This window comes from Defluviimonas salinarum, assembly GCF_026013545.1.
Taxonomy (GTDB): domain Bacteria; phylum Pseudomonadota; class Alphaproteobacteria; order Rhodobacterales; family Rhodobacteraceae; genus Albidovulum; species Albidovulum salinarum.
The window spans coordinates 154,895-178,865 of sequence record NZ_JAPDOG010000001.1 but is presented as its reverse complement, the minus strand read 5'-3'; the positions used below and the strand labels follow the sequence as shown (position 1 = coordinate 178,865).

Annotated in this window: 24 protein-coding genes; 10 read left to right on the top strand and 14 right to left on the bottom strand. The window is 66.7% G+C overall.

Annotated elements, in window-relative coordinates:
* Positions 1-53: 53 nt before the first annotated feature.
* Positions 54-341, bottom strand: coding sequence for a CtrA inhibitor SciP (gene sciP / locus OM960_RS00890; protein ID WP_263332272.1), 288 nt, complete (start codon positions 339-341; stop codon positions 54-56).
* A 119-nt stretch (positions 342-460) separates the two neighbouring features.
* Here sciP and mnmA point away from each other — a divergent pair, with 119 nt between their 5' ends.
* Positions 461-1,603: a tRNA 2-thiouridine(34) synthase MnmA gene (mnmA, locus tag OM960_RS00885; RefSeq protein WP_264770764.1), complete on the top strand. Its 1,143-nt coding sequence runs from the start codon at positions 461-463 to the stop codon at positions 1,601-1,603.
* Positions 1,604-1,700: 97 nt separating this feature from the next.
* On the opposite strand, the gene lpxB is transcribed toward mnmA, so the two are convergent.
* The 13 genes from lpxB to pyrH all read right to left on the bottom strand — a co-directional run bounded on the left by lpxB (position 1,701) and on the right by pyrH (position 13,784).
* Positions 1,701-2,843 carry a lipid-A-disaccharide synthase gene (lpxB, locus tag OM960_RS00880; RefSeq protein ID WP_264770763.1) on the bottom strand — a complete coding sequence of 381 codons (1,143 nt, stop codon included), beginning with the start codon at positions 2,841-2,843 and terminating at the stop codon, positions 1,701-1,703.
* Positions 2,840-3,664 carry an LpxI family protein gene (locus OM960_RS00875; protein WP_264770762.1) on the bottom strand — a complete coding sequence of 275 codons (825 nt, stop codon included), beginning with the start codon at positions 3,662-3,664 and terminating at the stop codon, positions 2,840-2,842. Before OM960_RS00875 ends, lpxB begins: the two co-directional genes overlap by 4 nt.
* Positions 3,661-4,455: an acyl-ACP--UDP-N-acetylglucosamine O-acyltransferase gene (gene lpxA / locus OM960_RS00870; protein ID WP_263332263.1), complete on the bottom strand. Its 795-nt coding sequence runs from the start codon at positions 4,453-4,455 to the stop codon at positions 3,661-3,663. The genes OM960_RS00875 and lpxA overlap by 4 nt, the downstream gene beginning before the upstream one ends.
* A gap of 1 nt (position 4,456) precedes the next feature.
* Positions 4,457-4,915, bottom strand: a complete 459-nt coding sequence (gene fabZ / locus OM960_RS00865; protein WP_263332261.1) for a 3-hydroxyacyl-ACP dehydratase FabZ — start codon at positions 4,913-4,915, stop codon at positions 4,457-4,459.
* A gap of 76 nt (positions 4,916-4,991) precedes the next feature.
* Complete coding sequence (locus OM960_RS00860; RefSeq protein ID WP_263332259.1) at positions 4,992-5,588, bottom strand: OmpH/Skp family outer membrane protein; 597 nt, start codon at positions 5,586-5,588, stop codon at positions 4,992-4,994.
* The gene (gene bamA, locus OM960_RS00855; RefSeq protein ID WP_264770761.1) at positions 5,588-7,915 is read right to left on the bottom strand and encodes an outer membrane protein assembly factor BamA; all 2,328 of its coding nucleotides are present in this window, start codon (positions 7,913-7,915) and stop codon (positions 5,588-5,590) included. Before bamA ends, OM960_RS00860 begins: the two co-directional genes overlap by 1 nt.
* A gap of 136 nt (positions 7,916-8,051) precedes the next feature.
* Positions 8,052-8,216 (bottom strand): hypothetical protein, encoded by a 165-nt coding sequence (locus OM960_RS00850; RefSeq protein WP_264770760.1) that lies wholly within the window; start codon positions 8,214-8,216, stop codon positions 8,052-8,054.
* Between the two features lie 111 nt (positions 8,217-8,327).
* Positions 8,328-9,665 carry an RIP metalloprotease RseP gene (gene rseP, locus OM960_RS00845; RefSeq protein WP_264770759.1) on the bottom strand — a complete coding sequence of 446 codons (1,338 nt, stop codon included), beginning with the start codon at positions 9,663-9,665 and terminating at the stop codon, positions 8,328-8,330.
* Positions 9,666-9,668: 3 nt separating this feature from the next.
* Positions 9,669-10,850 carry a 1-deoxy-D-xylulose-5-phosphate reductoisomerase gene (gene dxr / locus OM960_RS00840; protein WP_264770758.1) on the bottom strand — a complete coding sequence of 394 codons (1,182 nt, stop codon included), beginning with the start codon at positions 10,848-10,850 and terminating at the stop codon, positions 9,669-9,671.
* Positions 10,851-10,853: 3 nt separating this feature from the next.
* On the bottom strand, positions 10,854-11,654 hold the full coding sequence (locus OM960_RS00835; RefSeq protein WP_263332249.1) for a phosphatidate cytidylyltransferase: 801 nt from the start codon (positions 11,652-11,654) through the stop codon (positions 10,854-10,856).
* Positions 11,651-12,379 carry a polyprenyl diphosphate synthase gene (gene uppS / locus OM960_RS00830; protein ID WP_263332247.1) on the bottom strand — a complete coding sequence of 243 codons (729 nt, stop codon included), beginning with the start codon at positions 12,377-12,379 and terminating at the stop codon, positions 11,651-11,653. Before uppS ends, OM960_RS00835 begins: the two co-directional genes overlap by 4 nt.
* 33 nt (positions 12,380-12,412) lie before the next feature.
* Positions 12,413-12,976, bottom strand: coding sequence for a ribosome recycling factor (gene frr, locus OM960_RS00825; protein ID WP_263332245.1), 564 nt, complete (start codon positions 12,974-12,976; stop codon positions 12,413-12,415).
* Positions 12,977-13,052: 76 nt separating this feature from the next.
* Entirely contained in the window at positions 13,053-13,784 is a 732-nt protein-coding gene (gene pyrH / locus OM960_RS00820; RefSeq protein ID WP_263332243.1) for a UMP kinase, read from the bottom strand.
* Positions 13,785-13,823: 39 nt separating this feature from the next.
* On the opposite strand from pyrH, the gene miaA reads away from it, so the two are divergent.
* The 9 genes from miaA to OM960_RS00775 all read left to right on the top strand — a co-directional run bounded on the left by miaA (position 13,824) and on the right by OM960_RS00775 (position 23,962).
* On the top strand, positions 13,824-14,798 hold the full coding sequence (gene miaA, locus OM960_RS00815) for a tRNA (adenosine(37)-N6)-dimethylallyltransferase MiaA (protein WP_264770757.1): 975 nt from the start codon (positions 13,824-13,826) through the stop codon (positions 14,796-14,798).
* A 144-nt stretch (positions 14,799-14,942) separates the two neighbouring features.
* Positions 14,943-15,851: an AraC family transcriptional regulator gene (locus OM960_RS00810; protein ID WP_263332239.1), complete on the top strand. Its 909-nt coding sequence runs from the start codon at positions 14,943-14,945 to the stop codon at positions 15,849-15,851.
* Between the two features lie 176 nt (positions 15,852-16,027).
* Positions 16,028-17,674, top strand: a complete 1,647-nt coding sequence (locus OM960_RS00805) for an ABC transporter substrate-binding protein (protein ID WP_263332237.1) — start codon at positions 16,028-16,030, stop codon at positions 17,672-17,674.
* Between the two features lie 105 nt (positions 17,675-17,779).
* Positions 17,780-18,829 carry an ABC transporter permease gene (locus OM960_RS00800; RefSeq protein WP_264770756.1) on the top strand — a complete coding sequence of 350 codons (1,050 nt, stop codon included), beginning with the start codon at positions 17,780-17,782 and terminating at the stop codon, positions 18,827-18,829.
* Position 18,830: 1 nt separating this feature from the next.
* On the top strand, positions 18,831-20,006 hold the full coding sequence (locus OM960_RS00795) for an ABC transporter permease (RefSeq protein ID WP_263332233.1): 1,176 nt from the start codon (positions 18,831-18,833) through the stop codon (positions 20,004-20,006).
* A gap of 12 nt (positions 20,007-20,018) precedes the next feature.
* A complete protein-coding gene (locus OM960_RS00790; RefSeq protein ID WP_263332230.1) occupies positions 20,019-22,100 on the top strand; it encodes a dipeptide ABC transporter ATP-binding protein in 2,082 nt (693 codons plus the stop codon).
* A gap of 111 nt (positions 22,101-22,211) precedes the next feature.
* A complete protein-coding gene (locus OM960_RS00785; RefSeq protein ID WP_264770755.1) occupies positions 22,212-23,180 on the top strand; it encodes a glucokinase in 969 nt (322 codons plus the stop codon).
* Positions 23,181-23,255: 75 nt separating this feature from the next.
* Positions 23,256-23,606 carry an STAS domain-containing protein gene (locus OM960_RS00780; protein WP_264770754.1) on the top strand — a complete coding sequence of 117 codons (351 nt, stop codon included), beginning with the start codon at positions 23,256-23,258 and terminating at the stop codon, positions 23,604-23,606.
* Complete coding sequence (locus tag OM960_RS00775; protein WP_263332224.1) at positions 23,597-23,962, top strand: response regulator; 366 nt, start codon at positions 23,597-23,599, stop codon at positions 23,960-23,962. The genes OM960_RS00780 and OM960_RS00775 overlap by 10 nt, the downstream gene beginning before the upstream one ends.
* The last annotated feature ends 9 nt before the right edge of the window (positions 23,963-23,971 follow it).

Genomic DNA, 23,971 nt, shown 5'->3' with positions numbered 1-23,971 from the left:
GAAACACTGCCGCAGAATGGTTAATCACGCGTTACCGTAGCGGTGCGAACCGATCAATCTACCCAAGGTTGACGGTATTTCTGGATCGCCGTGACTTTCAAGCCCTTTTCCCCGTGCCGCTCCACAGCGGCGCGCCACAATTCGAACTCCTCCTCGCTAAGCTGGTAGCGTTCCAGCGCCTCTTTCAGCGGCAAGAGCCCGTAGCTGACCGCCCTGACCACCTTGGACTTGCGGCTGGCGACCCAGCGCCGCGTCTCGGGCGCGGGCAGATCGGCCCGCGTCATTACCGTGCCATCGGGCAGGGTTACGGCCCTTGGCCCGTCGATCTTCTTCAAGTACATGTCTCACCCCTCGGTCTTCACCCGCCACAAGCCTGTGCCGACGGGCTTAACGCGCGGTGAAACCGTGACTTGAGAGTAGCAACGATTTTCCTATATTCCTCCCGACCTCCGGAGGCGCCATGGCACTTGACACCCCCCCTCTGAACTCGCTCGGCCTGCCGAAGCGCCCCGCCGACACGCGGGTCGTCGTCGCCATGTCGGGCGGCGTCGACAGTTCCGTCGTCGCGGCGATGCTGGCCGAGGAGGGTTACGACGTGGTCGGCGTGACGCTGCAGCTCTATGACCACGGCGCGGCACTCGCGAAGAAAGGTGCCTGCTGTGCTGGTCAGGACATCCACGATGCCCGCCGGGTCGCCGAGGCGATGGGTTTTCCGCACTACGTCCTCGACTACGAGAACATGTTCCGCGAGGCGGTGATCGACGAGTTCGCCGATGCCTATCTCGCCGGCGCGACGCCGGTTCCCTGCATCCGCTGCAACGAGCGCGTGAAATTCAAGGATCTCCTTGCCACCGCGAAGGACCTCGACGCCGACTGCATGGCGACGGGGCATTACATCCAGCGAAAGATCGGGCCGAACGGGCCGGAACTGCATGCCGCGGCCGATCCGAACCGCGACCAGAGCTATTTTCTGTTCTCGACGACTCCGGAACAGCTCGCCTATCTGCGCTTCCCGCTCGGCCATCTCGCGTCCAAGGCCGAGACCCGGGCGCTCGCGGCGAAATACGGGTTGAGCGTCGCCGACAAGCCCGACAGCCAAGACATCTGCTTCGTGCCGAACGGCAATTACGCGAGCGTGATCGAGAAGCTGCGCCCCGGCGCGGCCGATCCGGGCGAGATCGTCGATCTCGAGGGCAACGTCCTTGGCGAGCACCGCGGCGTGATCCATTACACGATCGGCCAGCGGCGCGGCCTCGGCATCGGCGGGCTGGCCGATCCGCTCTATGTCGTGAAGCTCGATCCCGAGACCCGCCGGGTGGTGGTCGGCCCGAAGGAGGCGCTCTCGACCCGGATCGTGCCAGTGCGTGAGATCAACTGGCTCGGCGACGGCGCCTTCGAGGCGGAGGCCGAGCGGGTCGTGAATGTCCGCATCCGCTCGACGCGGCCGCCACGGCCGGCGGTAATCCGGCCACTGTCAGCGACCGAAGCGGCGGTGGAACTCCTCGACCCCGAGGAGGGCGTCAGCCCCGGTCAGGCCTGTGTATTCTACGAACCGGGCACGAGCCGCATCCTTGGCGGCGGCTGGATCTGGCGCGGCAACTGATACAATTCATCTTGCCCCAAATATCCCGCGCGGAGCGTCCGGCGGCTGCCGCGGGAGCCTCCTGCGGGGATATTTGGAGCAAGATGAATGAATGAGGTCAGAGATGCGCGAGGACGGAGCGCGCGGCGCGCAGGCCCGGCGCCTCGCCGCCGCGGCCAAGGCGCTCCATCGTTGTCTCCATCGCGACGACCTGCGCCGCGCGGGCCTCCGCGTCATCGACAAGCCGGCCGAGCGCGTTGGCGATCGGGCCGGGCTGACAGGCGGGACCGAGGAATTCCGGGATCGCGCGGGTCTCGGTCACGATGTTGACGAGCGTCACCGTGTCGATCAGCGCCGCACGCTTCATCATCCACCAGGTCAGGCGGTTGAAGTCATGCGCGATCACCATCGGAACCCGGTTCGCGGCGAGTTCGAGGCTGACGGTGCCGGAGGCGGCAAGCGCGAGATCGGCAGCAGCGAAGGCCGCGCGCTTGTCGGCAGTCTCCTCGAGGACGAGCGGAACGACTTTCCAGCGCGCGGTCATCTCGCGCACGAGAGCGGCCACACCGCGTACCGTCGGGATCACCACGCGCAAGCTGGGCTCGCGGTCGCGGAGCCGGGCGATCGCCTCCTCGAAGCGCGGCGCGAGCCGGGTGACCTCGCCCCGACGTGATCCGGGAAGGCACAGCAGGAGCGGCTGGTCGGCGCCGATCATGTGGTTCTCGCGGAGCCGCGACGCGGCCTCGGCGGACGCGACCGGTTCGGCGACGACCGGGTGACCGACGAAGTCGCAGGTCATGCCTGCTGCCTCCATGTAGGGCGGCTCGAAGGGGAAGAGCGCGAGCACATGGTCGACGACGGGCGCCATTTTCGCGGCCCGTCCCGGACGCCAAGCCCAGACCGTGGGCGCGACATAGTGCATGGTTCGAAGCGCCGGATGCGCGGCACGCGCTGCCTTCGCGACCCGCAGGCAGAAATCCGGGCTGTCGATGGTGACGAGCGCATCGGGCCGGATCCGGGTGACCTCGTCGGCGGTTTCAGCAATGCGGCGCTTCAGATGTTTATATTTCGGCAGCACCTCGATCAGGCCCATGACCGAGAGTTCCTCCATCGGGAAGAGGCTGTGGAAGCCCTCGGCCTCCATCTTCGCGCCACCGACACCGTGGAACGTGGCCCCCGGCGCCAGTTCCTTCAGCCCCGCCATGAGCGCGGCGCCGAGAGCGTCGCCCGAGGCCTCTCCGGCGACAAGGAAGATCTTCACGACTCTCGTGCCCAGAGGAAGAGGTTGGCCGCCTCAGCCTCGGCCACCATCTCCGCGCGGTCGAGGCAGATCACGCCGCCCGCTTCCCAGGCGATGCCGGCGAGGCCCGCACGGGCCACCGCGCGTACCGTCGCGGGGCCGAGCGTCGGCAGGTCGATGCGCCGATCCTGCCCGGACTTCGGTGCCTTGTAGAAGGTGCCCCTCGCCTTGGCCGGATCACGGCGCAACCCGGCCGCGTGTTCCGCCACGAAGGCGAGCATCGCGTCGGTCCCCGGCAAGGTCTCGACCGCGAGGCAGAGACCCTGCGCCACGACCGCTCCCTGCCCCAGATCAAGCGGGGCGAGCCCGGCGACGATCTCGGCGGCGCGGGCCGCGTCCTTGCGGTCGTCCTCGGACGGCGCGCCCGCGAGAAGCCCCGGCCCCGGCACCAGATCGGGCGCGACCGCCTCGGCGCCGACGACCTCGAAATCCCAGTCCTCGAAGATCGCGATGACCTCGCGCAGGAGCGCGTCATCGCCCTTCTGCACCGCGCCAAGGAGGCGCGGCAGGAGCGTCACGGTCTTGGGGTCTATGAGCCCCGGCTCCAGCCGCGGCCGCCGGATCGCGCCGGCGAAGACCACGCGGTCCACTCGCTCATCCGCAAGCCGGTCGAGGAACGGCGCGAGCCGTTCGACCCGGAACCGCACCGGATCGGCATCGGCCACTTCGGAAGGAAAGCCGTCCAGTTCGGCGACGACGTGATCCTCGCCGCTCTGGCGCAGCGCATTGAGAAGATGGACGGGCAATCCGCCCTGCCCGGCGATGAGCGCGGTCTTCGTCATCTCGGCGCGAGGAACGAGCGGTCGGAGGGGCCGAGGATGAAGTCGAGGACTTCCTGCACGAGCGGGCTGTCGGTGCCGCTTTCGGCACGCGCGCGCGCGGTATCGCGGAAGGTCCCCTGGCCGAGCGCCGAGACGAGATCCCGCAGCGCCGCAATATCGGCGCGTCCGGCGCCGCGGCGCTTGAGACCCACGAGGTTGAGCCCGTCGAGCACGCCACGCGGCCCCTGGACAAGCCCGTGCGGGATCACATCCGCGGTGACCATCGTCACTGCGCCGATCATCGCGCCGCGGCCGATGCGGACGAACTGGTGGACGCCGGACAGGCCGCCGACGATGACCTCGTCCTCGAGAATGCAATGCCCGGCCAAAGCGGCGTTGTTGACGAGGATCACCCGGTTGCCGATCTGGCAGTCGTGCGCGACATGGGCGCCGGCCATGAACAGGCCGTCATCGCCCACTCGCGTCACGCCGCCGCCGCCGGCGGTGCCGGTGTTCATCGTGACGTGCTCGCGGATCCGGTTGCGTGCCCCGATCACTAGCTGCGTCGCCTCGCCCTTGAACTTGAGATCCTGCGGCACCTCGCCGAGCGTTGCGAAGGGAAACACCACCGTCTCGTCGCCGATCTCGGTCCGGCCGGTGATCACCGCATGACTCTTGACCTCGACGCCACGGCCGAGCGTCACCTCAGGACCGATGATGCAGAACGGCCCGATGCGGCAGCCTTCGCCGATCGTTGCGCCGTGCTCGACGATCGCGGCGGGGTGGATATGGGCGTTCGCGGCGATCGTCATCTCAGTCCCGGACGTCGAGCATTGCCGTGATTTCGGCCTCGCAAGCGAGCTGGCCCTCGACCTTGGCGGCGCCGTGGAACTTCCAGATCTTTCCGCCGCCGCGTTTCACGGTCATGTGCAGCTCCAGCACGTCGCCCGGCACCACCTTGCGGCGGAATTTGCAGCTGTCGATCGACATGAAATAGACCAGAAGGTCGCGCCCGATCAGGTCGAGCGAAATGCCGACCAGAACCGCCGCCGACTGCGCCATCGCCTCGATGATCGTGACGCCGGGCATGATCGGGGTCTGCGGGAAGTGGCCCTGGAAATGCGGCTCGTTGAAGGTCACGTTCTTGACGCCGACGCAGCCTTCATTGGCCACGATGTCCTTGACCTTGTCGATCAGCAGGAATGGGTAGCGATGAGGAATGATCCGCTGGATCAGGTGGATATCGGCCTCGGTGATCGCTTCGCCGGTCATTGTGTCTCTCCCCCCGCGCGGCTGGACTGGTCCGGCCTTGCTAACAACTCGGCCTTTCACTGGCAAGCACGACCGCTCAGTTGCCGTCCTGGGCCGTACCGTCGGACTCCGGCGCGTCCGGCACCGGCGCATCGGTCCCGGCGCCGATATCCGCGTCAACACGCGCGATCAGCTCGTCGGTGACGTCGATCACGTCGGCGGCAAGGAAGATCGCCCGGGAATCGAGGATCGCGACCGCGCCGCGGTTGCGCAATACGTCGCGCAATGCAGGGAAAGCAGCGGCGAAGAACCGCTGGCGTTCGAGTTCATGCAAACGGCCGATCTCGCGCGCCTTGGCGTCCTGCGTCCGGCGGATCTCGGTTACCTTCGCATCAAAAGCGTCGGCGGCGGCGCGAAACTCCTCGACCGCCATCGTCGGACGGCGGTCGGTCAACGCCCTCTCCTCGGCGGTCAGTTCGGCCTCGATGCGCCGGTTCTCCGCGCCGAGGTCGGTCGAGGCGGCCTCGATCCGCTGCGCGGCGCGCTTGCCCCAAAGCGACTCGGCGAAGAGGCGTTCCTGATCGAGCGTCAGGACAGGGCTTGCGACGGGTTCGGCATTCGCTTCCTGCGCCGGAGCAGGCTGGCCGCCCGCCGTCAGGAGTACCGCAAGGATCGCCGCCCGCAGCCTGCGCATCAGAACTGGGTCGAAACCGTCAGGTCGAAGTTCTGCTCCTGGTCGAAGTCTTCCTTCTGGAGCGCCTTGGAGAAGTTGAAGCGCAGCGGGCCGAGGACCGTGTCCCAGAAAACCGAGACGCCGATCGAGCTGCGCAGGCTCATGCTGTCGTCGATCGCGCCGCCAAGCGTATTGTCGAGCCCCCAGACCGAGCCAATATCGGCGAAGAGACCGCCGGTGATGCCGTATTCCTCCGGCAGGCCGAGCGGGAACTCGGCCTCGACCCGTGCCGCGGCGAAGAAGTTGCCGCCGAGCGCGTCCTGGTTCGGCACGGTCAGGTCGCGCGGGCCGTAGCCGTTCGGCTCGAAGCCGCGCACCTTGCCGTTGCCGCTGAAGCGGTCGATGACGCGGCTGTCGCCGCCTTGGGTGACGACGGCGCCACCCTCGAGTTCCGCCCTGAGGGTGATCTCCTCGCGGAACGCCTTCATCTGGTAGGTCGCGAGGCCCGTCGAGGTGATCGACTGGATGTCGCCGCCGACGCCCGCGAAGTCCTGGTCGAAGCGCAGCGAGAACGAGCGGTTCGGATCGATCCCGCCGATCCGGGTGTCGTAGCGGTAGCCGTAGCCGAGCGCCGAGGTGAGTTCGGAACCCCGCGCCTCGTCGGCCTTCAGGAGGCTGGAGGAGTTGGCGGAGACCTTGTAGACCTTGTCGTCCGAGATCTTGTAGCGCACCTCGAAGCGGCCGAGTTCGCTGACCGGGAACTCGAGCGATGGCGACATGCCGACCCGCTTGGTCGAATAGAACGAGTTGTCGTTCTCCGAGGTGCTGTAGAAGCCGGTGAAGCGGAACTTCAGATCGCGCCCGAGGAGCGCCGGCTCGACGAAGGTGAACGAGCTGTCGCGCGTATCGGCCCCGGCAGCGAGGTTGAGGCTGACGAACTGGCCGCGGCCGAGGAAGTTGTCTTCCGACAGGCCGATCCGGAAGCCGACACCGTCCGAGACGCTGTAGCTCGCGCCGAAGGTCAGCGAGCCGGTGGGCTTTTCCTCGACGTTGACGTCGACGATGACCTGGTCGGCCGCGGTGCCAGGACGGGCCTCGACGTCGGCGGTCTCGAAATAGCCGAGCGCCCGGGTCCGTTCGGCCCCCTCGCGGATCGCGCGCGGGTTGAACGGGTCGCCCTCGACGGTCTTGAACTGGCGCCGGATCACGCGGTCGAGCGTCGTGGCGTTGCCCTCGATGTCGATCCGCTCGACGAAGACGCGCGGCCCCTTGGTCAGCGCGAAGGTCACATCGAGCGTCTGATTGCGCTCGTTGCGGGTGATGCGCGGCTCGATGTTCATGAAGTTGATGCCCTGACGAAGGGCGATCGCCTCCATCCGGCTGATCGTGGTGTCGATCGAGACTGGCGAATAGGTCGCGCCGGAGCGGATCCTGACGACATCGGCATAGGCGGCCGCATCGACGCCTTCATACTCGCTGACAGTGGTGATGCGGTTGAACTTGTACTGCAGCCCCTCGCGCACGTTGAAGGTCAGGAAGAAAGCATCGCGCTCGCGCGAGAACTCGCGCGCGACCGACAGGATCTGGAAGTCGATATAGCCGCGCGAGCGGTAGAAGTCCGTCAGGAGCTGCTTGTCGAACTCGATCCGGTCGGCGACGTAGGTGTCGCGCTGGATGATGTTGCGCAGGAGACCCGCCTGCTTGGTCTCGAGCACCTGGCGCAGCCGCCGGTCGGAATAGGCGCGGTTGCCGGTGAAGCTCAGCCGCTCGATCTCGGTCACGCGGCCTTCGCGGATCTCGAAGACGAGATCGACGCGGTTGCTGCCGCGGTTGATGATCCGCGGCTCGACCCGCGCGGCGAGGCGCCCGGCCTGGGTATAGGCCTCGGTGATCGCGGCGGCGTCGGCCTCGGCCTGGGCGGCCGAGTAGACCCGGCGCGACTCGGACTTCACGACCTTTTCGAGATCCTCGTCCTTGAGTCGCTTGTTGCCCTCGAAGCTGATGACGTTGATCGTCGGGTTCTCGGTCACCTTGATCACGAGCGTGCTGCCCGAGGGGACGAGTTCCACGGTCGCGAAGAGACCAGAGGCCGTAAGGCGCTGCACCGCGTCGTTGAGAGCGGCATCGCTGACGGTTTCGCCCTGGGCGATTCCGGCAACCTTCACGACCGTGGCGGGATCGATCAGTTGGTTGCCTTCGACCACGACGTTCGAGAAGGCGTAACTCTGCGCCATCGCCTGACTGAAGAACAGGCCACAAGCCGCTGCAGCCGTTACCAAAAGCGTGGCCCGCACACGGCTCCGCTTGCTGCCGCCGACATTTGCTCCGCCGCGCCGCTCCGCCAACATGCTCTGCTCCCGGTATTCTTTGCCACTGTCCTCTGGCACGTCACTACCGGGAAAGGGGGGGCTTGTCAAAAGGCGCGACGCGGCCCCTTGGGGCCGCGTCGCACAAATCCGCGATGCTGTGACACGCCTGCGGCGGTCAGTGCATGTATGGGCTTTCGGGCGCTTGCATCCGGGCAATCTCCGAACCGATCATCGCGCCGCCGGCGAGGCCCGCGACGATGGCGAGGGGAATCAGGATCCGGTCCACACCGAGCTGGTAGACCATCGACACCCCCCGGGCTCCGCTTTCGATGAGTTGCATGATCAACGCCTCGCGCAGGTTATTTCCGCTCGCCAGAAGCCTAGGCGCCGAATATGGCAGCATTGCGGCGCCGCGCCAGCGACGAACGGTCGCGCCCTCCCTGGGCAAGGCTCAGCGGCAGAAGAGATCGTTCGAAAGGCCGAATACCGTCAGCGTCAGGACCAGAGCAAGCCCCGCGGCCATCGCGATATTCATGAACCGGTCCGAGGGTGGCCGCCCCCGCGCCCATTCGTAGGCATGGAACACCAGGTGCCCGCCGTCGAGGACCGGGATCGGAAAGAGGTTCAGGAGCCCGATCGCCGTCGAGAGCGCCGCGACAAGGCCGATGAAGGAGATGAGCCCCGCGCTCGCCGCCGCACCGGTGACCTGCGCGATCCCGACAGGACCGCTGAGGTTGCAGGTCGAGATGCTTCCCACGATCATGCTACCAAGCGCGGTGAACGTGGTCTCGATGATGCCCCAGGTCTGCGAGATGCCGGTCAGCAAGGCTTCGCCGAGACCGGGACGGCGGGTCGCCGGGTCGAACATGAAGCCGCCCGATATGCCGATCTGGTAGCCGGTCTCGAATCCGCCATCCTCCGCGGTGACCGGGCGCGGGCGCGGGCTGAGCACCGTATCGAACTCATCGCCGTCGCGCCAGACGGTCAGCGTGACCGGGTTGCCTGCACTCGCCTTGACCACGGCCTGCAGATCCAGGAAGCGCGGCGTCGGCGTGCCGTTCGCGGCCGTTATGACGTCGCCCACTTCAAGGCCGGCGTCGATCGCCGCACCGCGTGGAAGGACGCCCTGCACCAGCGTCGGGAACAGCGTCGGCCCGACCACGGTCAGTTCGCTCCCGTCGCGCAGCACCAGGTAGTCGACTGTGGCGGCGGCCGGCATTTTGTCGACGAGCCCCACAAGCGCCTCGTAGTCGGGTGTCGCGACCCCCTCTACCGCGAGGATCCGGTCGCCGGGCGCGAGGCCGTTTTCGACCGGTACCGGCCGGAGGGTCTCGATCTCGGGTGCGTCGGTCGCGATACCGCTGGCGAAGAGCAGGCCGCCGAACACGAGGATCGAGAGGATGAAGTTGAACAGCGGCCCGGCAAAGACCGTGGCCGCCCGCGCCCACAGGGGCGCGCCATGCATCGTGTGGCGCCGCTCGTCATCGGAGAGCTTCGCCATCGTGGTCTCGTCCGCGCCCGCCGAGGCGGCGTTGGCGTCGCCGAGGAACTTCACATAGCCGCCGAAGGGGAAAGCGGCGACCTGCCAGCGCGTGCCGCGCTTGTCGACCCGGCTCCACAGCCGCGGGCCGAAACCGATCGAGAAGACCTCGGCATGGATGCCCGACCAGCGGCCGACGATGTAATGGCCGTATTCATGCACCGAAACGATGATCGACAATGCGACGATGAACACCACCACCGTGTGAAGCGTGTCGCCGAAGCTGTTGATGAGGCCGGGAATATCCAATTCTCAAATCCTGCTGGTCTCTGCGATCACCACGCCCGCCACGCGGCGCGCTTCGCGATCCGTTTCAAGCACCATATCAAGGCTCGACGGGGTTTTGCCAACCCCGCCGGAGCCGGAAAGCCGCGACAGCACCTCCTCGACGACCCCGGCCATCGCCGTGAAGCCGATGCGACCGGCAATGAAGCCGTCCAGCGCCACTTCCTTCGCCGCGTTGAATGCCGCGCCGGCGAGGCCGCCCGCCGCCATCACATCGCGCGCGAGGCGCAGGGCGGGATAACGGGCCGGATCCGGCGCCGCGAAGGTCAGGCTGCCGATCTCGGCGAGGTTCAGCCGCGCCACTGGCAGGTGCGCGCGCGCCGGCCAGTTCAGCGCGTAGCCGATCGCGTGCCGCATGTCGGGCGCGCCAAGATGGCCGATCATGCCGCCATCACGGAAGGTCACCAGCGCATGGACGAGGGATTCGGGGTGGACGAGGATTTCGATCTGCTCGGGCGCCACGCCGAAGAACTCTCGCGTTTCAATCACTTCCAGCGCCTTGTTGAACATGGATGCGCTGTCGATCGTGATCCTTTGCCCCATCGCCCAGTTGGGATGGGTCGAGGCTTCCGCCACCGTCGCCCGCGCCAGCCGCTCGAGCGGCCAGTCGCGGAACGCACCTCCGCTCGCGGTGATGGTGATGCGTTCGACCGTCTCCATCTCCTCACCGACGAGCGCCTGGAAGACCGCGGAATGCTCGCTGTCCACCGGCAGGATCCGGGCGCCGTGGCGGCGCGCCTCGGCCATCAGCAGCGGCCCTGCGGTGACGAGGCTTTCCTTGTTGGCGAGCGCGAGCGTGCCGCCATGGGCGAGCGCCCGGAAGCCGGGCACGAGGCCCGCCGCGCCGACGATGCCGGACATCACCCAATCGGCCGGCCTGAGTGCCGCTTCGGCGACAGCTTCCGGCCCGGCGGTGGTCTCGATTCCAGTGCCGGCAAGGGCGTCGCGCAGCGCGGGCAGCGCCGCCTCTTCTGCGATCACCGCGACCTCGGGCCGAAGCACGCGCGCCTGCTCGGCGAGCCGGCGCACATTGCGACCGCCGGTGAGTGCGACCACCCGGTAGGTTTCGGTCCCGCCCTGCCTGGTCAGAAGGTCGATCGTGCTTTCGCCGATCGACCCGGTCGAGCCGAAAACCGAGACGCTGCGCATGCGTCAGAACCGGACCACGGGCACGTCGACGACCTGCGCCACGAGGAGCATGAAGATCGCCGCGCCGAGGAGACCGTCGAAGCGGTCCATCAGGCCGCCGTGGCCGGGGATGAGGTTCGAGCTGTCCTTGACCCCTGCCCGCCGCTTGATCGCGCTTTCGGCGATGTCGCCGAGCTGCGAGAAGAAGGCCAGCAGCGCCGAAATCCAGAGAAGGTCGATCCCGGCGGTCGAAATCCCGAGGAAGATCAGTCCGACCGCCGCGGCCGCGATCCAGCCGGCCGCGGTTCCCGACCAGGTCTTCTTGGGGCTCACGCGCGGCCAGAACTTGGGCCCGCCGAGGATCCGGCCCGCGAAATAGCCGGCGATGTCGGTCACCACGACGACAAGGACGAGCCACATCAGCCAGAGCATCCCGTAACCGTCGCGGAAGGCGACGAGCCCGTAGCTCGCGACCATGATCATGAGAGAATAGAGACCGTATTCGAGCCGCATCGGCCGACGCGGCCGCAGGATCCCCACTAGGGAAGGCAGAAACAGCAGGGGCAGAAGGTACGGGCTTTCGTGACGCATCAGCACGACTGCAAGCGCGATCGCGGCGAGCGCACCGAGCGCTACGGCCTCCACCGGGCGGGCGCGATCGGTCATCGCCGCCAGTTCCCAGACCATCAGCGCGGCCGCGACCGTGGCCAGCGCCGCGAACCAGACCCCGCCGAGCCAGACCAAAGTCAGTCCGCCGACCGCCATGCCCGCGCCGGAGATCAGGCGCGGCGCGAGGTCGCCCCATTTGCCGGATGCGTCGCTCATGCCGATAGCGCGCCGCCGAAGCGGCGCTCGCGCCGGATGAAGCGCGTCACGATCGCGTCGAGCTCGGCCGGCGTGAAGTCCGGCCAGAGCGTGTCGGTGAACTCGTACTCGGCATAGGCCGACTGCCAGAGCAGGTAGTTCGAGATCCGCGTCTCGCCGGAGGTGCGGATCACGAGGTCCGGGTCCGGCAGGTCATGGGTGTCGAGCCGCGCCGCGAGCGCCGCCTCGTCGATCGCCTCCGGCGCGAGGGTCCCGTCGGCGACATCCTTGGCGAGATTCCGCGCCGCGCGCACCAGTTCGTCGCGGCCGCCGTAGTTGATCGCGACCGTCAGGTGCAGGCGGTCATTGCCGGCGGTCCGCTCCTCGATTCCCGCCATCAGCTTTTGCAGCTTCTTGTCGAGCCGCTCGCGGCCACCGATGAACCGCAGCCGCACGCCCTCGGCCGACAGCCGCTCGGCCTCGGACTGGATGTAGCGCGCGAAGATCGTCATCAGGCCGATGACCTCCTCGGTCGAGCGTTTCCAGTTCTCGGTCGAGAACGCGTAGAGGGTGAGATAGCGGATACCGAGCCCCGGCGCGGCCTCGACGATCGAGCGAACCCGCTCGGCGCCGCGCCGATGACCGACGAGCCGCGGCCAGCCGCGGTTCGTGGCCCAGCGGCCGTTGCCATCCATGATGATGGCCACATGCGCCGGTGCGCTGCCCGTGATGTCCTTCGCGGCCATCGGCCCTGCCCTTTCCGCACCCCAAGCAGATCCTCAGACCTGCATGATCTCCGCCTGCTTTTCTTCGAGCGCCTTGTCGACGGAGGCGATGTGCTTGTCGGTCAGCGCCTGGACCTCGTCATGCCAGAACTTCTGGTCGTCCTCGCTCATCCCGTCGCCCTTGGCCTTCTTGATCTGGTCCATGCCGTCGCGGCGCACGTTGCGGATCGCGACGCGGGCATGTTCGGCATAGTTCGAGGCGACCTTGGTCAGCTCGCGCCGGCGCTCCTCGTTCAGCTCGGGGATCGGCAGCATGATGATCGTGCCGTTGAGCTGGGGGTTGATGCCGAGGCCGGAGTCGCGGATCGCCTTTTCGACCTTGGAGACCAGCCCCTTGTCCCAGACGTTGATCGTGACCATACGCGGCTCGGGCACGTTGATCGTGCCGACCTGGTTGATCGGGGTCATCGAACCATAGGCATCGACCATCACCGGCTCGACCATCGAGGCCGAGGCGCGGCCGGTGCGGAGACTCGCGAATTCGTGGCGCAGCGCGGTCATCGCGCCGTCCATGCGGCGTTCAAGGTCGTCGATGTCGATCTCGATGTCGTCGGACATGGGGTATCCCGTTGGTAATGTCGTCAACTGTGCGTCGCGCCCTTTGTACCCGCAGGACGCGCATAATGATATAGGGTCAGGCGGCGACCAGCGTATAGGTCCCGTCGCCGGCCAGAATGCCGCGGAAGCCGCCCGGCTCGTCGAGCGAGAAGACGACGATCGGCAGGTGGTTGTCCCGCGCGAGTGCGATCGCAGAGGCGTCCATCACGCCGAGATGCTTCTGCAGCACCTCGTCGTAGCTCACGCGGTCGTAGCGCTTGGCGTCGGCGTGCTTCTTGGGATCCTTGTCGTAGACCCCGTCCACCTTGGTGCCCTTGAAGATCGCCTCGCAGCCCATCTCGTTGGCGCGCAGCGTCGCTGCCGTGTCGGTGGTGAAATAGGGGTTGCCGGTGCCGGCGGCGAAGATGCAGACCCGCTTCTTCTCGAGGTGCCGGATCGCGCGGCGCCGGATATAGGGCTCGCAGACCTGGTCCATCGGGATGGCCGAGATCACGCGGGTATGGATCTTCAGAGCCTCGAGTGCCGCCTGCATCGCGAGCGCGTTCATCACTGTGGCGAGCATGCCCATATAGTCGGCCGTCGCCCGCTCCATCCCCTGCGCCGAGCCCTGCAGGCCGCGGAAGATGTTGCCGCCGCCGATCACCATGCAGATCTCGACGCCGAGATCGTGGACCGACTTCACCTCGGCGGCGATACGGTTGACCGTGGGGGGGTGTAGCCCGTAGCCCTGATCGCCCATCAGCGCCTCTCCGGAAATCTTCAGGAGCACACGCTTGTAGGTGACCCTGGGTTCCTGCACCCCTTCCATGTTCCGCTCCGCTTGCCGCCCCATTCGTTCCGGCGCAAAATGGAGGAATTCGGCGGCAGGTTCAACCTCGGTCGACCCGAAACCCGGCGCAAGACACGGCACACCCCGGCGATCACCATAAGAACGGCAGGCAAGACACTGTTTTCAATAGATGAAATAGATCCGGAAAAACCGGTTCTGATTGCCGGGCCGACGGCCTCGGGCAAATCCGCGCTGGCGCTCGGGATCGCCGAGGCGCAGGGTGGCGTGATCGTCAATGCCGACGCGCTGCAGGTCTGGGACTGCTGGCGGATTCTGTCCGCGCGCCCCTCGCCCGAGGAGGAGGCGCGCGCGCCGCACCGGCTTTATGGCCATATGCCTCGCGGCGCGGCCTATTCGGTCGGCCACTGGCTGCGCGAGGTGGCGCCGATCCTCGCCGGCCCCGAGCGGCCGATCATCGTCGGCGGGACCGGGCTTTACCTGAGCGCGCTGACCGAGGGACTGGCCGAGATCCCGCCGGTGCCACCCGAGATCCGCGCCGAGGCCGACCGGTTCCTCGCCGGCGCCGGGCTGGAGGCGATGCTGGCCGAACTCGATCCTCAGACGGCGGCGCGGATCGACCGGAGGAACCCGGCGCGCGTGCAGCGCGCCTGGGAGGTCGCCCGCGTCACCGGTCGCGGACTCGCCGCCTGGCAGGACGAGACCGGCGCGCCGCTCCTGCCGCTGGAGCGCACAGTGCCGATCGTGCTCGACGCCGACCGCGACTGGCTCGCGGAGCGGATCGACAGGCGCTTTGAGATGATGGTGGCGGAGGGCGCGCTCGACGAGGTGCGTGACGTGCTCGCCGACTGGAATCCGGCCGCGCTCTGGGCGCGCGCGATCGGCGCACCGGAGCTGGTCGCGCATCTGCGCGGCGAATCCGATCTCGATACCGCGATCCGCCTCGCGCAGGCGGCGAGCCGGCAATACGCCAAGCGCCAGCGCAGCTGGTTTCGCGGCCGGATGAAGGGATGGCGCTGGCTGGCGCGGCCGTGACGGATCGGCATCGAACCGCCGATATGGCTGAATCGCCGGCTTTTTCTCTTGGGCCGAGCGGCTCTGGTGCCTAGACTTCACCGTGCCTCGGGGTCGATCCACCGCAACCGCCGGGGCAGTCGCCACGCCGCGGAGACCCGGCCGTTGAAACTTTTTACCGGTACGCCCCTGTCGCAATTCGCCGATCCGCCGCCCCTCGGCCGGCCGCCGGCGGATCGTGGCGGCGTCGAACCGCTGCCCACCATCGCTGACCCATTGCTGCAGGGGGCACGGAACGCGCCGGTGCGGGTCGTGTCGATCGCGCGGCTCGTCGCAGGCGGGCGCTGGCGGGTCGAGGCGATGCGGTCGCTGAGCGAGCCGCTCCTGCTCTGGTTCACGCGCGGCCAGGGGCGGATCACGATCGATGGCGTGACACGGGGCTACGGCGCCCACAACGCGATCTTCATCCCGGCTGGCGCGATGCACGGATTCGAGATCGGCGGCCAGAGCTTTGGCACCGCCGTTTTCTTCGGACAGGGCCGCGGTTTCGAGCTTCCGACCGACGCGCGACACCTACGGATCCGCGATGCCGGTCCGCAGGCGGAACTTTCGGGCCTGATCGACAACATCCAGCGCGAGCTCGACAGCGACAAGCCCGCCGCGGCCCGCGCGGCGCACCACCATGTCGGGTTGCTCAGCGTCTGGCTCGAACGCCATGTCGAGACCCAGGCGGCATCGGCCACGAAACCCGACGCCGCGCGCCGGCTCGCGGGCCGCTTCTCGACCCTGCTCGAACGCGATTTTCGGTCGGGCAAGGGCGTCGCCGCCTATGCCAGCGAACTCGGCGTGACGCCAACGCATCTCACCCGCGTCTGCAACCAGACCTGCGGCCGCTCCGCCTCCGACCTCCTGCACGACCGGGTAATCTACGAGGCGCGGGTGCTTCTGAGCGAGACCCGCCTTCCGATAGGGCATATCTCCGAGGCGCTGGGCTTTACCTCGGCGGCCTATTTCACCCGCGCCTTCCAGCACCGGACCGGAAAGACACCCTCGGCGTTTCGCCGCAACGGCTGACGCCCACGGCGAGATGCCACGTCGCAATTCGACCAAAAGTGACGGAATCGGCAATTGACGTGGGGGAAAAAAGCATGCGCAATGCGCGGGTGAGCAATTTCATTGCGCCACGCACCGACCTCAAAGGCCGGACGTTGCGCGGGGAATGAGTGAAAGACTCGCAGGGAGGAAAGCGAATGACCAAGCACTACACGCCGGAGATCCATCCGGCGGCCGTGAAGTACGCCGAAGAATGCAAGGCGGGCGATCTGAGCCGCCGCGAGTTCCTGACTCGGGCTTCCGCGCTCGGCGTCTCCAGCGCCGCCGCCTACGGCCTGCTGGGCCTCGCTGCGCCGAAGGCGGTCGCGCAGGAAGCCAAGGCGGGCGGCACCGTGCGCTGCCAGCTCGAGACCAAGGCGCTCAAGGATCCGCGCACCTACGACTGGTCGGAATTGGCGAACTTCAGCCGCGGCTGGCTGGAATATCTCGTCGAATACAACAACGACGGCACCTTCCGCGGCATGCTGCTGGAAAGCTGGGAGGTCAACGACGACGCCACCGAATACACGCTCAAGCTTCGCCAGGGCGTGAAGTGGAACAACGGCGACGACTTCACCGCCGACGATGTGGCCAACAACATCACCCGCTGGTGCGACGGCAATGTCGAGGGCAACTCGATGGCCGCGCGCATGGCGAGCCTCGTCGACGAGACGACCAAGACGGCCCGCGAGGGCGCGATCTCCGTGGTCGATCCGCATACCGTCAAGCTGACGCTCAACATGCCCGACATCACGGTCATCCCCGGCATGGCCGACTATCCGGCCGCGGTCGTGCATTCGAGCTATGACGGCGGCGATCCCGCGGCCAATCCGATCGGCACCGGGCCCTACATGCCCGAATCGAACGAGGTCGGCGTCAAGCAGGTGCTGGTGCGCAATCCCGACGTTACCTGGTGGGGCACCGAGGTCTATGGCGGCCCGTATCTCGACCGCATCGAGTATATCGACCTCGGCACCGATCCCTCTTCCTTCCTGGCCGCGGCCGAGGCCGACGAGATCGACATGGTGCACCGCACCGACGGCGACTTCGTGGAGATCTTCGACAGCATCGGCTGGACCAAGTCGGAAGCCACCACCTCGGCCACGATCGCGGTGCGCTTCAATCAGCTCTCGGCACCCTATGACAACGTGCAGGTCCGCAAGGCGCTGCAACTGGCCGTCGACAACGCAGTGGTGCTGGAGCTTGGCTACGCCAACCTCGGCTCGCCGGCCGAAAACCACCATGTCTGCCCGATCCATCCGGAATATGCCGAACTGCCGCCGCTGACGGTCGATCCGGCCGGGGCGAAGGCAATGCTCGACGAGGCCGGTCAAGGTGACACCGAGTTCGAGCTGATCTCGGTCGATGACGGCTGGCAGGCGGCAACCTGCGACACGGTGGCGGCGCAGCTGCGCGACGCCGGGTTGAACGTGAAGCGGACGATCCTGCCGGGTTCGACCTTCTGGAACGACTGGACCAAGTATCCGTTCTCGGCCACCGAGTGGAACATGCGCCCGCTCGGTGTCCAGGTTCTGGCACTCGCCTACACCTCCACCGCAGCCTGGAACGAGACCGGCTTCAAGAGTGCCGAGTTCGACTCGCTCCTGGCCGAAGCGATGGCGATCGCCGACGCCGATGCCCGCCGCGAGGTGATGGCCAAGATCGAGAAGCTGATGCAGGACGAGGGCGTGCTGATCCAGCCCTACTGGCGCTCGATCTACCGCCACTTCAAGGAGAACCTGCACGCGACCGACATGCACGCGACCTTCGAGCATCACCACTACAAGTGGTGGATCGACGCGTAAGCGCGACTCTCGGGGGGCGCCGCGCCACCGCGGCGCCCCACCCGCGACATCGACAGTGTCGTCCCGCCCAACCTGCGCTCGCGCCGGACGAGAAGGGGATTACCCATGCTGCCGTTCCTGCTCAAACGGATTTCCACGATGATTCTGACGGCCCTGTGCCTCACCTTCGTCGTGTTTTACCTCACCAACCTGCCACCCAACCTTGAGAAGCTCGCGAAATCGGAAGCGGGATCGCGGATCACCGACGACGAAGTCGCAAGCTGGCTGGAACGGAATGGCTATGCCAGCCCGATGATCCTGCGCTACGGCGAATGGCTTGGAGTGGTGCCTGGCTGGACTACGGCCGACGCGGACGGAACCGTCGTCGCCGGCCGTTGCATCGAGAAGGGTCAGGATCCGGCGACCGCGGCCCGCTTTTGCGGCATCCTCCAGGGCGATTGGGGCGTCTCCAGCGTCTTCAAGGACGATGTCTCGAAGATCATCGGCGTGCGCCTGACCCTGACCGGCATCCTGATGTTCTGGGTCATGGTGACGATGGTGCCGGTCTCGCTCCTGATCGGGATCCTCGCCGGCATGCGCGAGGGCTCGCGGCTCGACCGCTCGCTGTCGACCTTCTCGATTTCGACGGCGGCGACGCCGGAATACGTCTCGGGCGTCATCCTGATCGCGATCTTCGCCTCCTCGATCACCGGGCTGAAATGGTTCAAGGGCTCGGCCGCCTCGGCGATGGACGGGATCACCTTCGAGAACTTCTTCCTGCCGGTCCTGACCATCGCGCTCTATGGCGTCGGCCAGGTGGCACGGATGACCCGTGCCTCGATGGCCGAGGTGATGACCGCGCAATACATCCGAACCGCCCGCCTCAAGGGCGTGAGCTTCGCCAATGTCGTGATCAAGCACGCACTCAGGAACGCGCTGATCGCCCCCTTCACGGTGATCATGCTGCTGTTCCCCTGGCTCCTGAACGGCGTCGTCATCGTCGAGACCCTGTTCAGCTACAAGGGCTTCGGCTGGACCCTAGTCTCTGCCGCCGGCAATAACGACATCGAGCTGCTGCTCGGCTGCTCGGTCGTCGCGGTCTTCGTAGTGCTCATCACCCAGCTGATCTCCGATATTGGCTACGTCTTCCTCAATCCCAGAATCAGGATAAGCTGACATGCAGGACCTCGGATGGAGCGGAATTCTCATCGGGATCCTGAAGAACTTTCTTCCGGTATGGATCTCTCTTGTCGTGCTTTTCGCGGTCTCGATCCGCTACAAGCGCCGGCTCGGCCTCTACGGCAAGCTCTTCGACTCGCCGATCGCAATGATCGGCTTCGCGCTGGTGATGTTCTGGGTCTTTACAGCGATCTTCGCAGATCTCATCGCCACCCACGATCCGCTGTCGCAGATCAGCCAGATGAAGAACAAGTTGCCCGGCACCGTACAGCCCGACGGCGTAAACTGGTACCTGCTCGGCGGCGACCATCTTGGCCGCGACGTCTTCAGCCGGGTGGTCGAGGGGAGCCGGATCGTGGTCCAGATCGCACCGCTGGCAACGCTCTTCGCCTTCATGGTCGGGGTCTCGCTCGGGTTGCCGGCGGGCTATTACGGCGGCAGGCTCGACACCTTCCTGTCGTTCCTCGCCAACCTGATCCTCGCCTTCCCGGTGATCCTGCTCTTCTACCTCTTGGTCACGCCGGAGATCGTCGAGACCGGGATGCCGCAATACATGGCGCTGGTGCTGTTCCTGTTCCCGATCGCCTTCCTCATGGTGCTGGTGAACTCGCGCTACTACGTCGTGCCCGAATTCCGAACCAAGGTCCTGCTGGTGATCGGGGTGATTGGCGGCTACCTCTACCTGTCGCTCGTCGGCGAGGTCGGTACCAAGGTCGCGGTGCTGCCGAACGCGCTCGACCTCATCCATGTGCCGGGCAACATCCTGATCGTGTTCGTCTCCGTCGTGTTCGTGAACTCTCCGACCGTGTTCCGGATCATCCGCGGCATCGTCCTCGACATCAAGACGCGCGACTATGTCTCGGCCGCCCAGACCCGCGGCGAACGGCCCTGGTACATCATGCTGTGGGAAATCCTTCCGAACGCGCGGGGGCCGCTGATCGTCGATTTCTGCCTCCGGATCGGCTACACGACGATCCTCCTCGGGACCCTCGGCTTCTTCGGCCTCGGCCTCAGCCCGGAAAGCCCCGACTGGGGATCGACGATCAACGCCGGCCGCAAGCTCATCACCATCGCGCCGCATCCGGCGATCGTGCCCGCGCTTGCGCTGATGAGCCTGGTGCTTGGCCTCAACCTTCTCGCGGACGGGCTCCGCGAAGAAAGCCTCAGGGATTAAGGGGGACACGTTATGTCGAAACCGGACTATGACGGCCCGATCCTCGAGATCGAGAACCTCTCGATCAGCTTCTTCACCCGTCTGCGCGAGATTCCGGCGGTGATGGACTTCTCCTGCACGGTGCAGCCCGGCGAGGCGATGGGCCTCGTGGGCGAATCCGGCTGCGGCAAGTCCACCGTCGCGCTCGCCGTGATGCGCGACCTTGGCAAGAACGGCCGCATCGTCGGCGGCACGATCAAGTTCAAGGGTCGCGACCTCACGACGATGTCGGAGGAGGAACTGCGCGAGATCCGCGGCTCCGAAATCGCGATGATCTACCAGGAGCCGATGGCCTCGCTCAACCCGGCGATGAAGATCGGCCAACAGCTCATGGAAGTGCCGATGATCCATGAGGGCGTGTCGAAGGAGGAGGCCTACGACCGCGCGCTCGAAGTGGTGACCGACGTGCGCCTGCCCGACCCCGAGCGGATCCTGAAAAGCTACCCGCACCAGCTTTCCGGCGGCCAGCAGCAGCGCATCGTCATCGCGATGGCGCTGATGTCGAAGCCGGCGCTTCTGATCCTCGACGAACCGACGACCGCGCTCGACGTCACCGTCGAGGCCGCGGTGGTCGATCTCGTCAAGGACCTCGGCAAGAAATACGGCACCTCGATGCTGTTCATCTCGCACAACCTCGGCCTCGTTCTCGAGGTCTGCAACCGGCTTTGCGTGATGTATTCCGGCGAGGCGGTGGAGACGGGCTCGATCAAGGATGTCTTCGACAAGATGCAGCATCCCTACACCCAGGCCCTGTTCCGCTCGATCCCGCTGCCGGGCGCGGACAAGAACGCGCGGCCGCTCGTCGCGATCCCCGGCAACTTCCCGCTGCCGCACGAACGGCCGAACGGCTGCAATTTCGGCCCGCGCTGCGACTATTTCCAGGCCGGGCGCTGCGATGCCGGCGACATCCCGATGTTCCCGGTCGAGGGCCACGACCGCCACGATACCCGCTGTCTCAAGGTCGCCGAGATCGACTGGAACGCGCCGCTCGTCGCCGCCAAGACCACGGAGAAGGCCCCGATCGGTGACGTTGTCCTGAAGATGGACGACCTCAGGAAATACTACGAGGTCAGCGCCAACGCGCTCTTCGGCGGCAGCACCAAGGTGGTGAAGGCCAACGAGACCCTGAGCTTCGAGGCGCATGAGGGCGAGACGCTCGCCATCGTCGGCGAGTCGGGCTGCGGCAAGTCGACCTTCGCCAAGGTGCTGATGGGGCTCGAGACAGCGACCTCCGGCCAGATCCTGCTCCACAACCACGAGATCCAGTCGACGCCGATCCAGGAGCGGTCGACCGAGACGGTCTCGAGCGTGCAGATGGTGTTCCAGAACCCGTTCGACACGCTCAACCCCTCGATGACCGTGGGCCGCCAGATCATCCGGGCGCTGGAGATCTTCGGCCAGGGCAATTCCGACGAGGAGCGGCACGAGCGGATGCTCGAACTCCTCGACCTCGTGAAGCTGCCCCGCGCCTTCGCCGAGCGGATGCCGCGCCAGCTCTCGGGCGGGCAGAAGCAGCGCGTCGGCATCGCCCGCGCCTTCGCCGGCGGCGCCAAGATCGTCGTCGCAGACGAGCCGGTCTCGGCGCTCGACGTCTCGGTCCAGGCGGCGGTCACCGACCTCCTGATGGAGATCCAGCGTGAGAACAGGACGACGCTTCTCTTCATCTCCCACGACCTCTCGATCGTGCGCTATCTCTCGGACAGGGTCATGGTGATGTATCTCGGCCATGTGGTGGAGCTCGGCTCGACCGACCAGGTCTTCGCGCCGCCCTACCATCCCTATACCGAGGCGCTGCTGTCCGCCGTGCCGATCGCCGACACCCATGTCGAGAAGAAGCGGATCGTGCTTGAGGGCGACATTCCGTCGGCGATGAACCCGCCGCCGGGCTGCCCGTTCCAGACCCGCTGCCGCTGGAAGTCGAAGGTGCCGGGCGGGCTCTGCGAGAAGGAGGTGCCGCCGTTCCGCACCCTCGCCGCCGGGCATCAGGTCAAGTGCCACCTTTCGGACGAGGAACTCGCCTCGATGGAACCGGTGATCAAGATCGCCGCGGAGTGAGCCTGCGCGTCGCGTCCGATGCGGCGCGACGCTTGATGCGGCGGGTCGAAACGTCCTATGACACGGGTGCGGGCCCCCGCCCGGCCGACCCGTGATTAAGAAGACCGTCCCATGCCCCAGACGCTGACCCTCGTGGCCGATATCGGTGGAACCAATACCCGTGTGGCGCTTGCCCCCGGCGGTGCGGTCGACCGCGCCTCGATCCGGCGTTTCGCCAACGCCGATCGCCCCGGCCTCGGCCCGGTTCTTGCCGCCTATCTTGCGACCGCAGGCAATCCGCGCTGCGAGGGCGTCTGCGTCGCCGTCGCGGGTCCGGTCGCCGATGGCGTCGCGACGATGACCAATCTCGACTGGACCATCGACCGCGACGCGCTGGCCGAAGCGACCGGTGCCGCGCGCGTGGCGGTAATCAACGACCTTCAGGCGCAGGGCTACGCGCTCGACCACCTCGCGCCGGGCAGCCTCCGCCCGCTCGTCGCCGCCAACTGCCCGCGCAAGCCCGGCGCGGCACAACTCGTCATCGGCATCGGCACCGGTTTCAACGCCGCCCCGGTGCACGAGACCCCGGTCGGGAGGATCGTCACCGCCTCGGAATGCGGCCAGATGACGATCCCGGTGCGCAGCGAGGCTGACCTGAGGCTGATGCGCTTCCTCGAGACCGCGCATGGATTCGCCTGCGTCGAGGATGTGCTGTCCGGTCGCGGTCTCGAACGTCTCTTCGCCTTCCACTCGAGCGAGGCGGGCCGCGACGACCGCCCCGCGGCGGCGGCGGTCATGGCGGCAATCGCCGAGGGCGCGGACCCTGTGGCAACCGCGACCGGGGCAAGCTTCGTGCGCATCCTCGGCACCGTCGCGGGCGATCTGGCACTGAGCCACCTGCCCTTCGGCGGCATCCACCTGATCGGCGGCGTCGCCCGCGCCTTCACGGCGCATTACGACAGGTTCGGCTTTGCCGAAGCCTTCCGCGACAAGGGCCGGTTCTCCGGCTTCATGCAGGAATTTCCGGTCTCGATCGTCGAGGACGATTATGCGGCCCTTGAAGGCTGCGCGCTCTGCCTCGGGTCCGGAAACTCTGAGTGAGCCTTTCGTCGTCAAACCATTCTTAAGAGCTTTCGCCCTAGCCTGATCCGAACGTTTCAGGCGAGCGAGGGCGAGGTGCGAGACTCCGAGATACCCACGAAGGCGATCGGCGGAGCCTCCGAACTGACGCTTCCGGCGCGGCTCGATCTGACGGCCGCCGGTCCCCTCCAGGACGCGCTTCTGTCGCATCGCGGTGCAGCGCTTAATGTTGATGCCGGCGCCGTAGAGCATCTCGACACCCCCTGCCTTCAGGTGCTGTTGGCGGCGGCTGCGGAGTGGCGCGCCCTCCGCCAACACCTCGACGTCACGCCGATGTCGGAGGCGTTTCGTGACGCGCTGCGCAGCTTCGGCCTCACGCCCCCTGATCTTGCGGCGCACGGTTCCGGCGAGATCAACGTTGCGGGGACTTGCACATCGTGGGCGTGAACATCTTGGCAGTCGACGACAGCCGCACGATGCGCGACATGCTGGCATTGGCTCTTGGCGCGGCGGGCTACACGGTTCGGCTCGCTGAGGATGGCCAGCATGGGCTCGAGACACTCGAGAGCTTCCGCCCCGACGCGATCCTGTCGGACATCAACATGCCACGGCTCGACGGATTCGGTTTCGTCCAGGCCGTGCGGCAGATCGAACGGCACCGGGCGACGCCGATACTCGTCCTCACGACCGAGGATGCGCCCGAACTAAAGGCCCGCGCCCGCACCGCGGGCGCCACCGGATGGATCGTGAAACCCTTCGACGCTTCGAAACTGGTCCGCGCGTTGCAGATGGTCGTCCGGTGAAGGGAAATG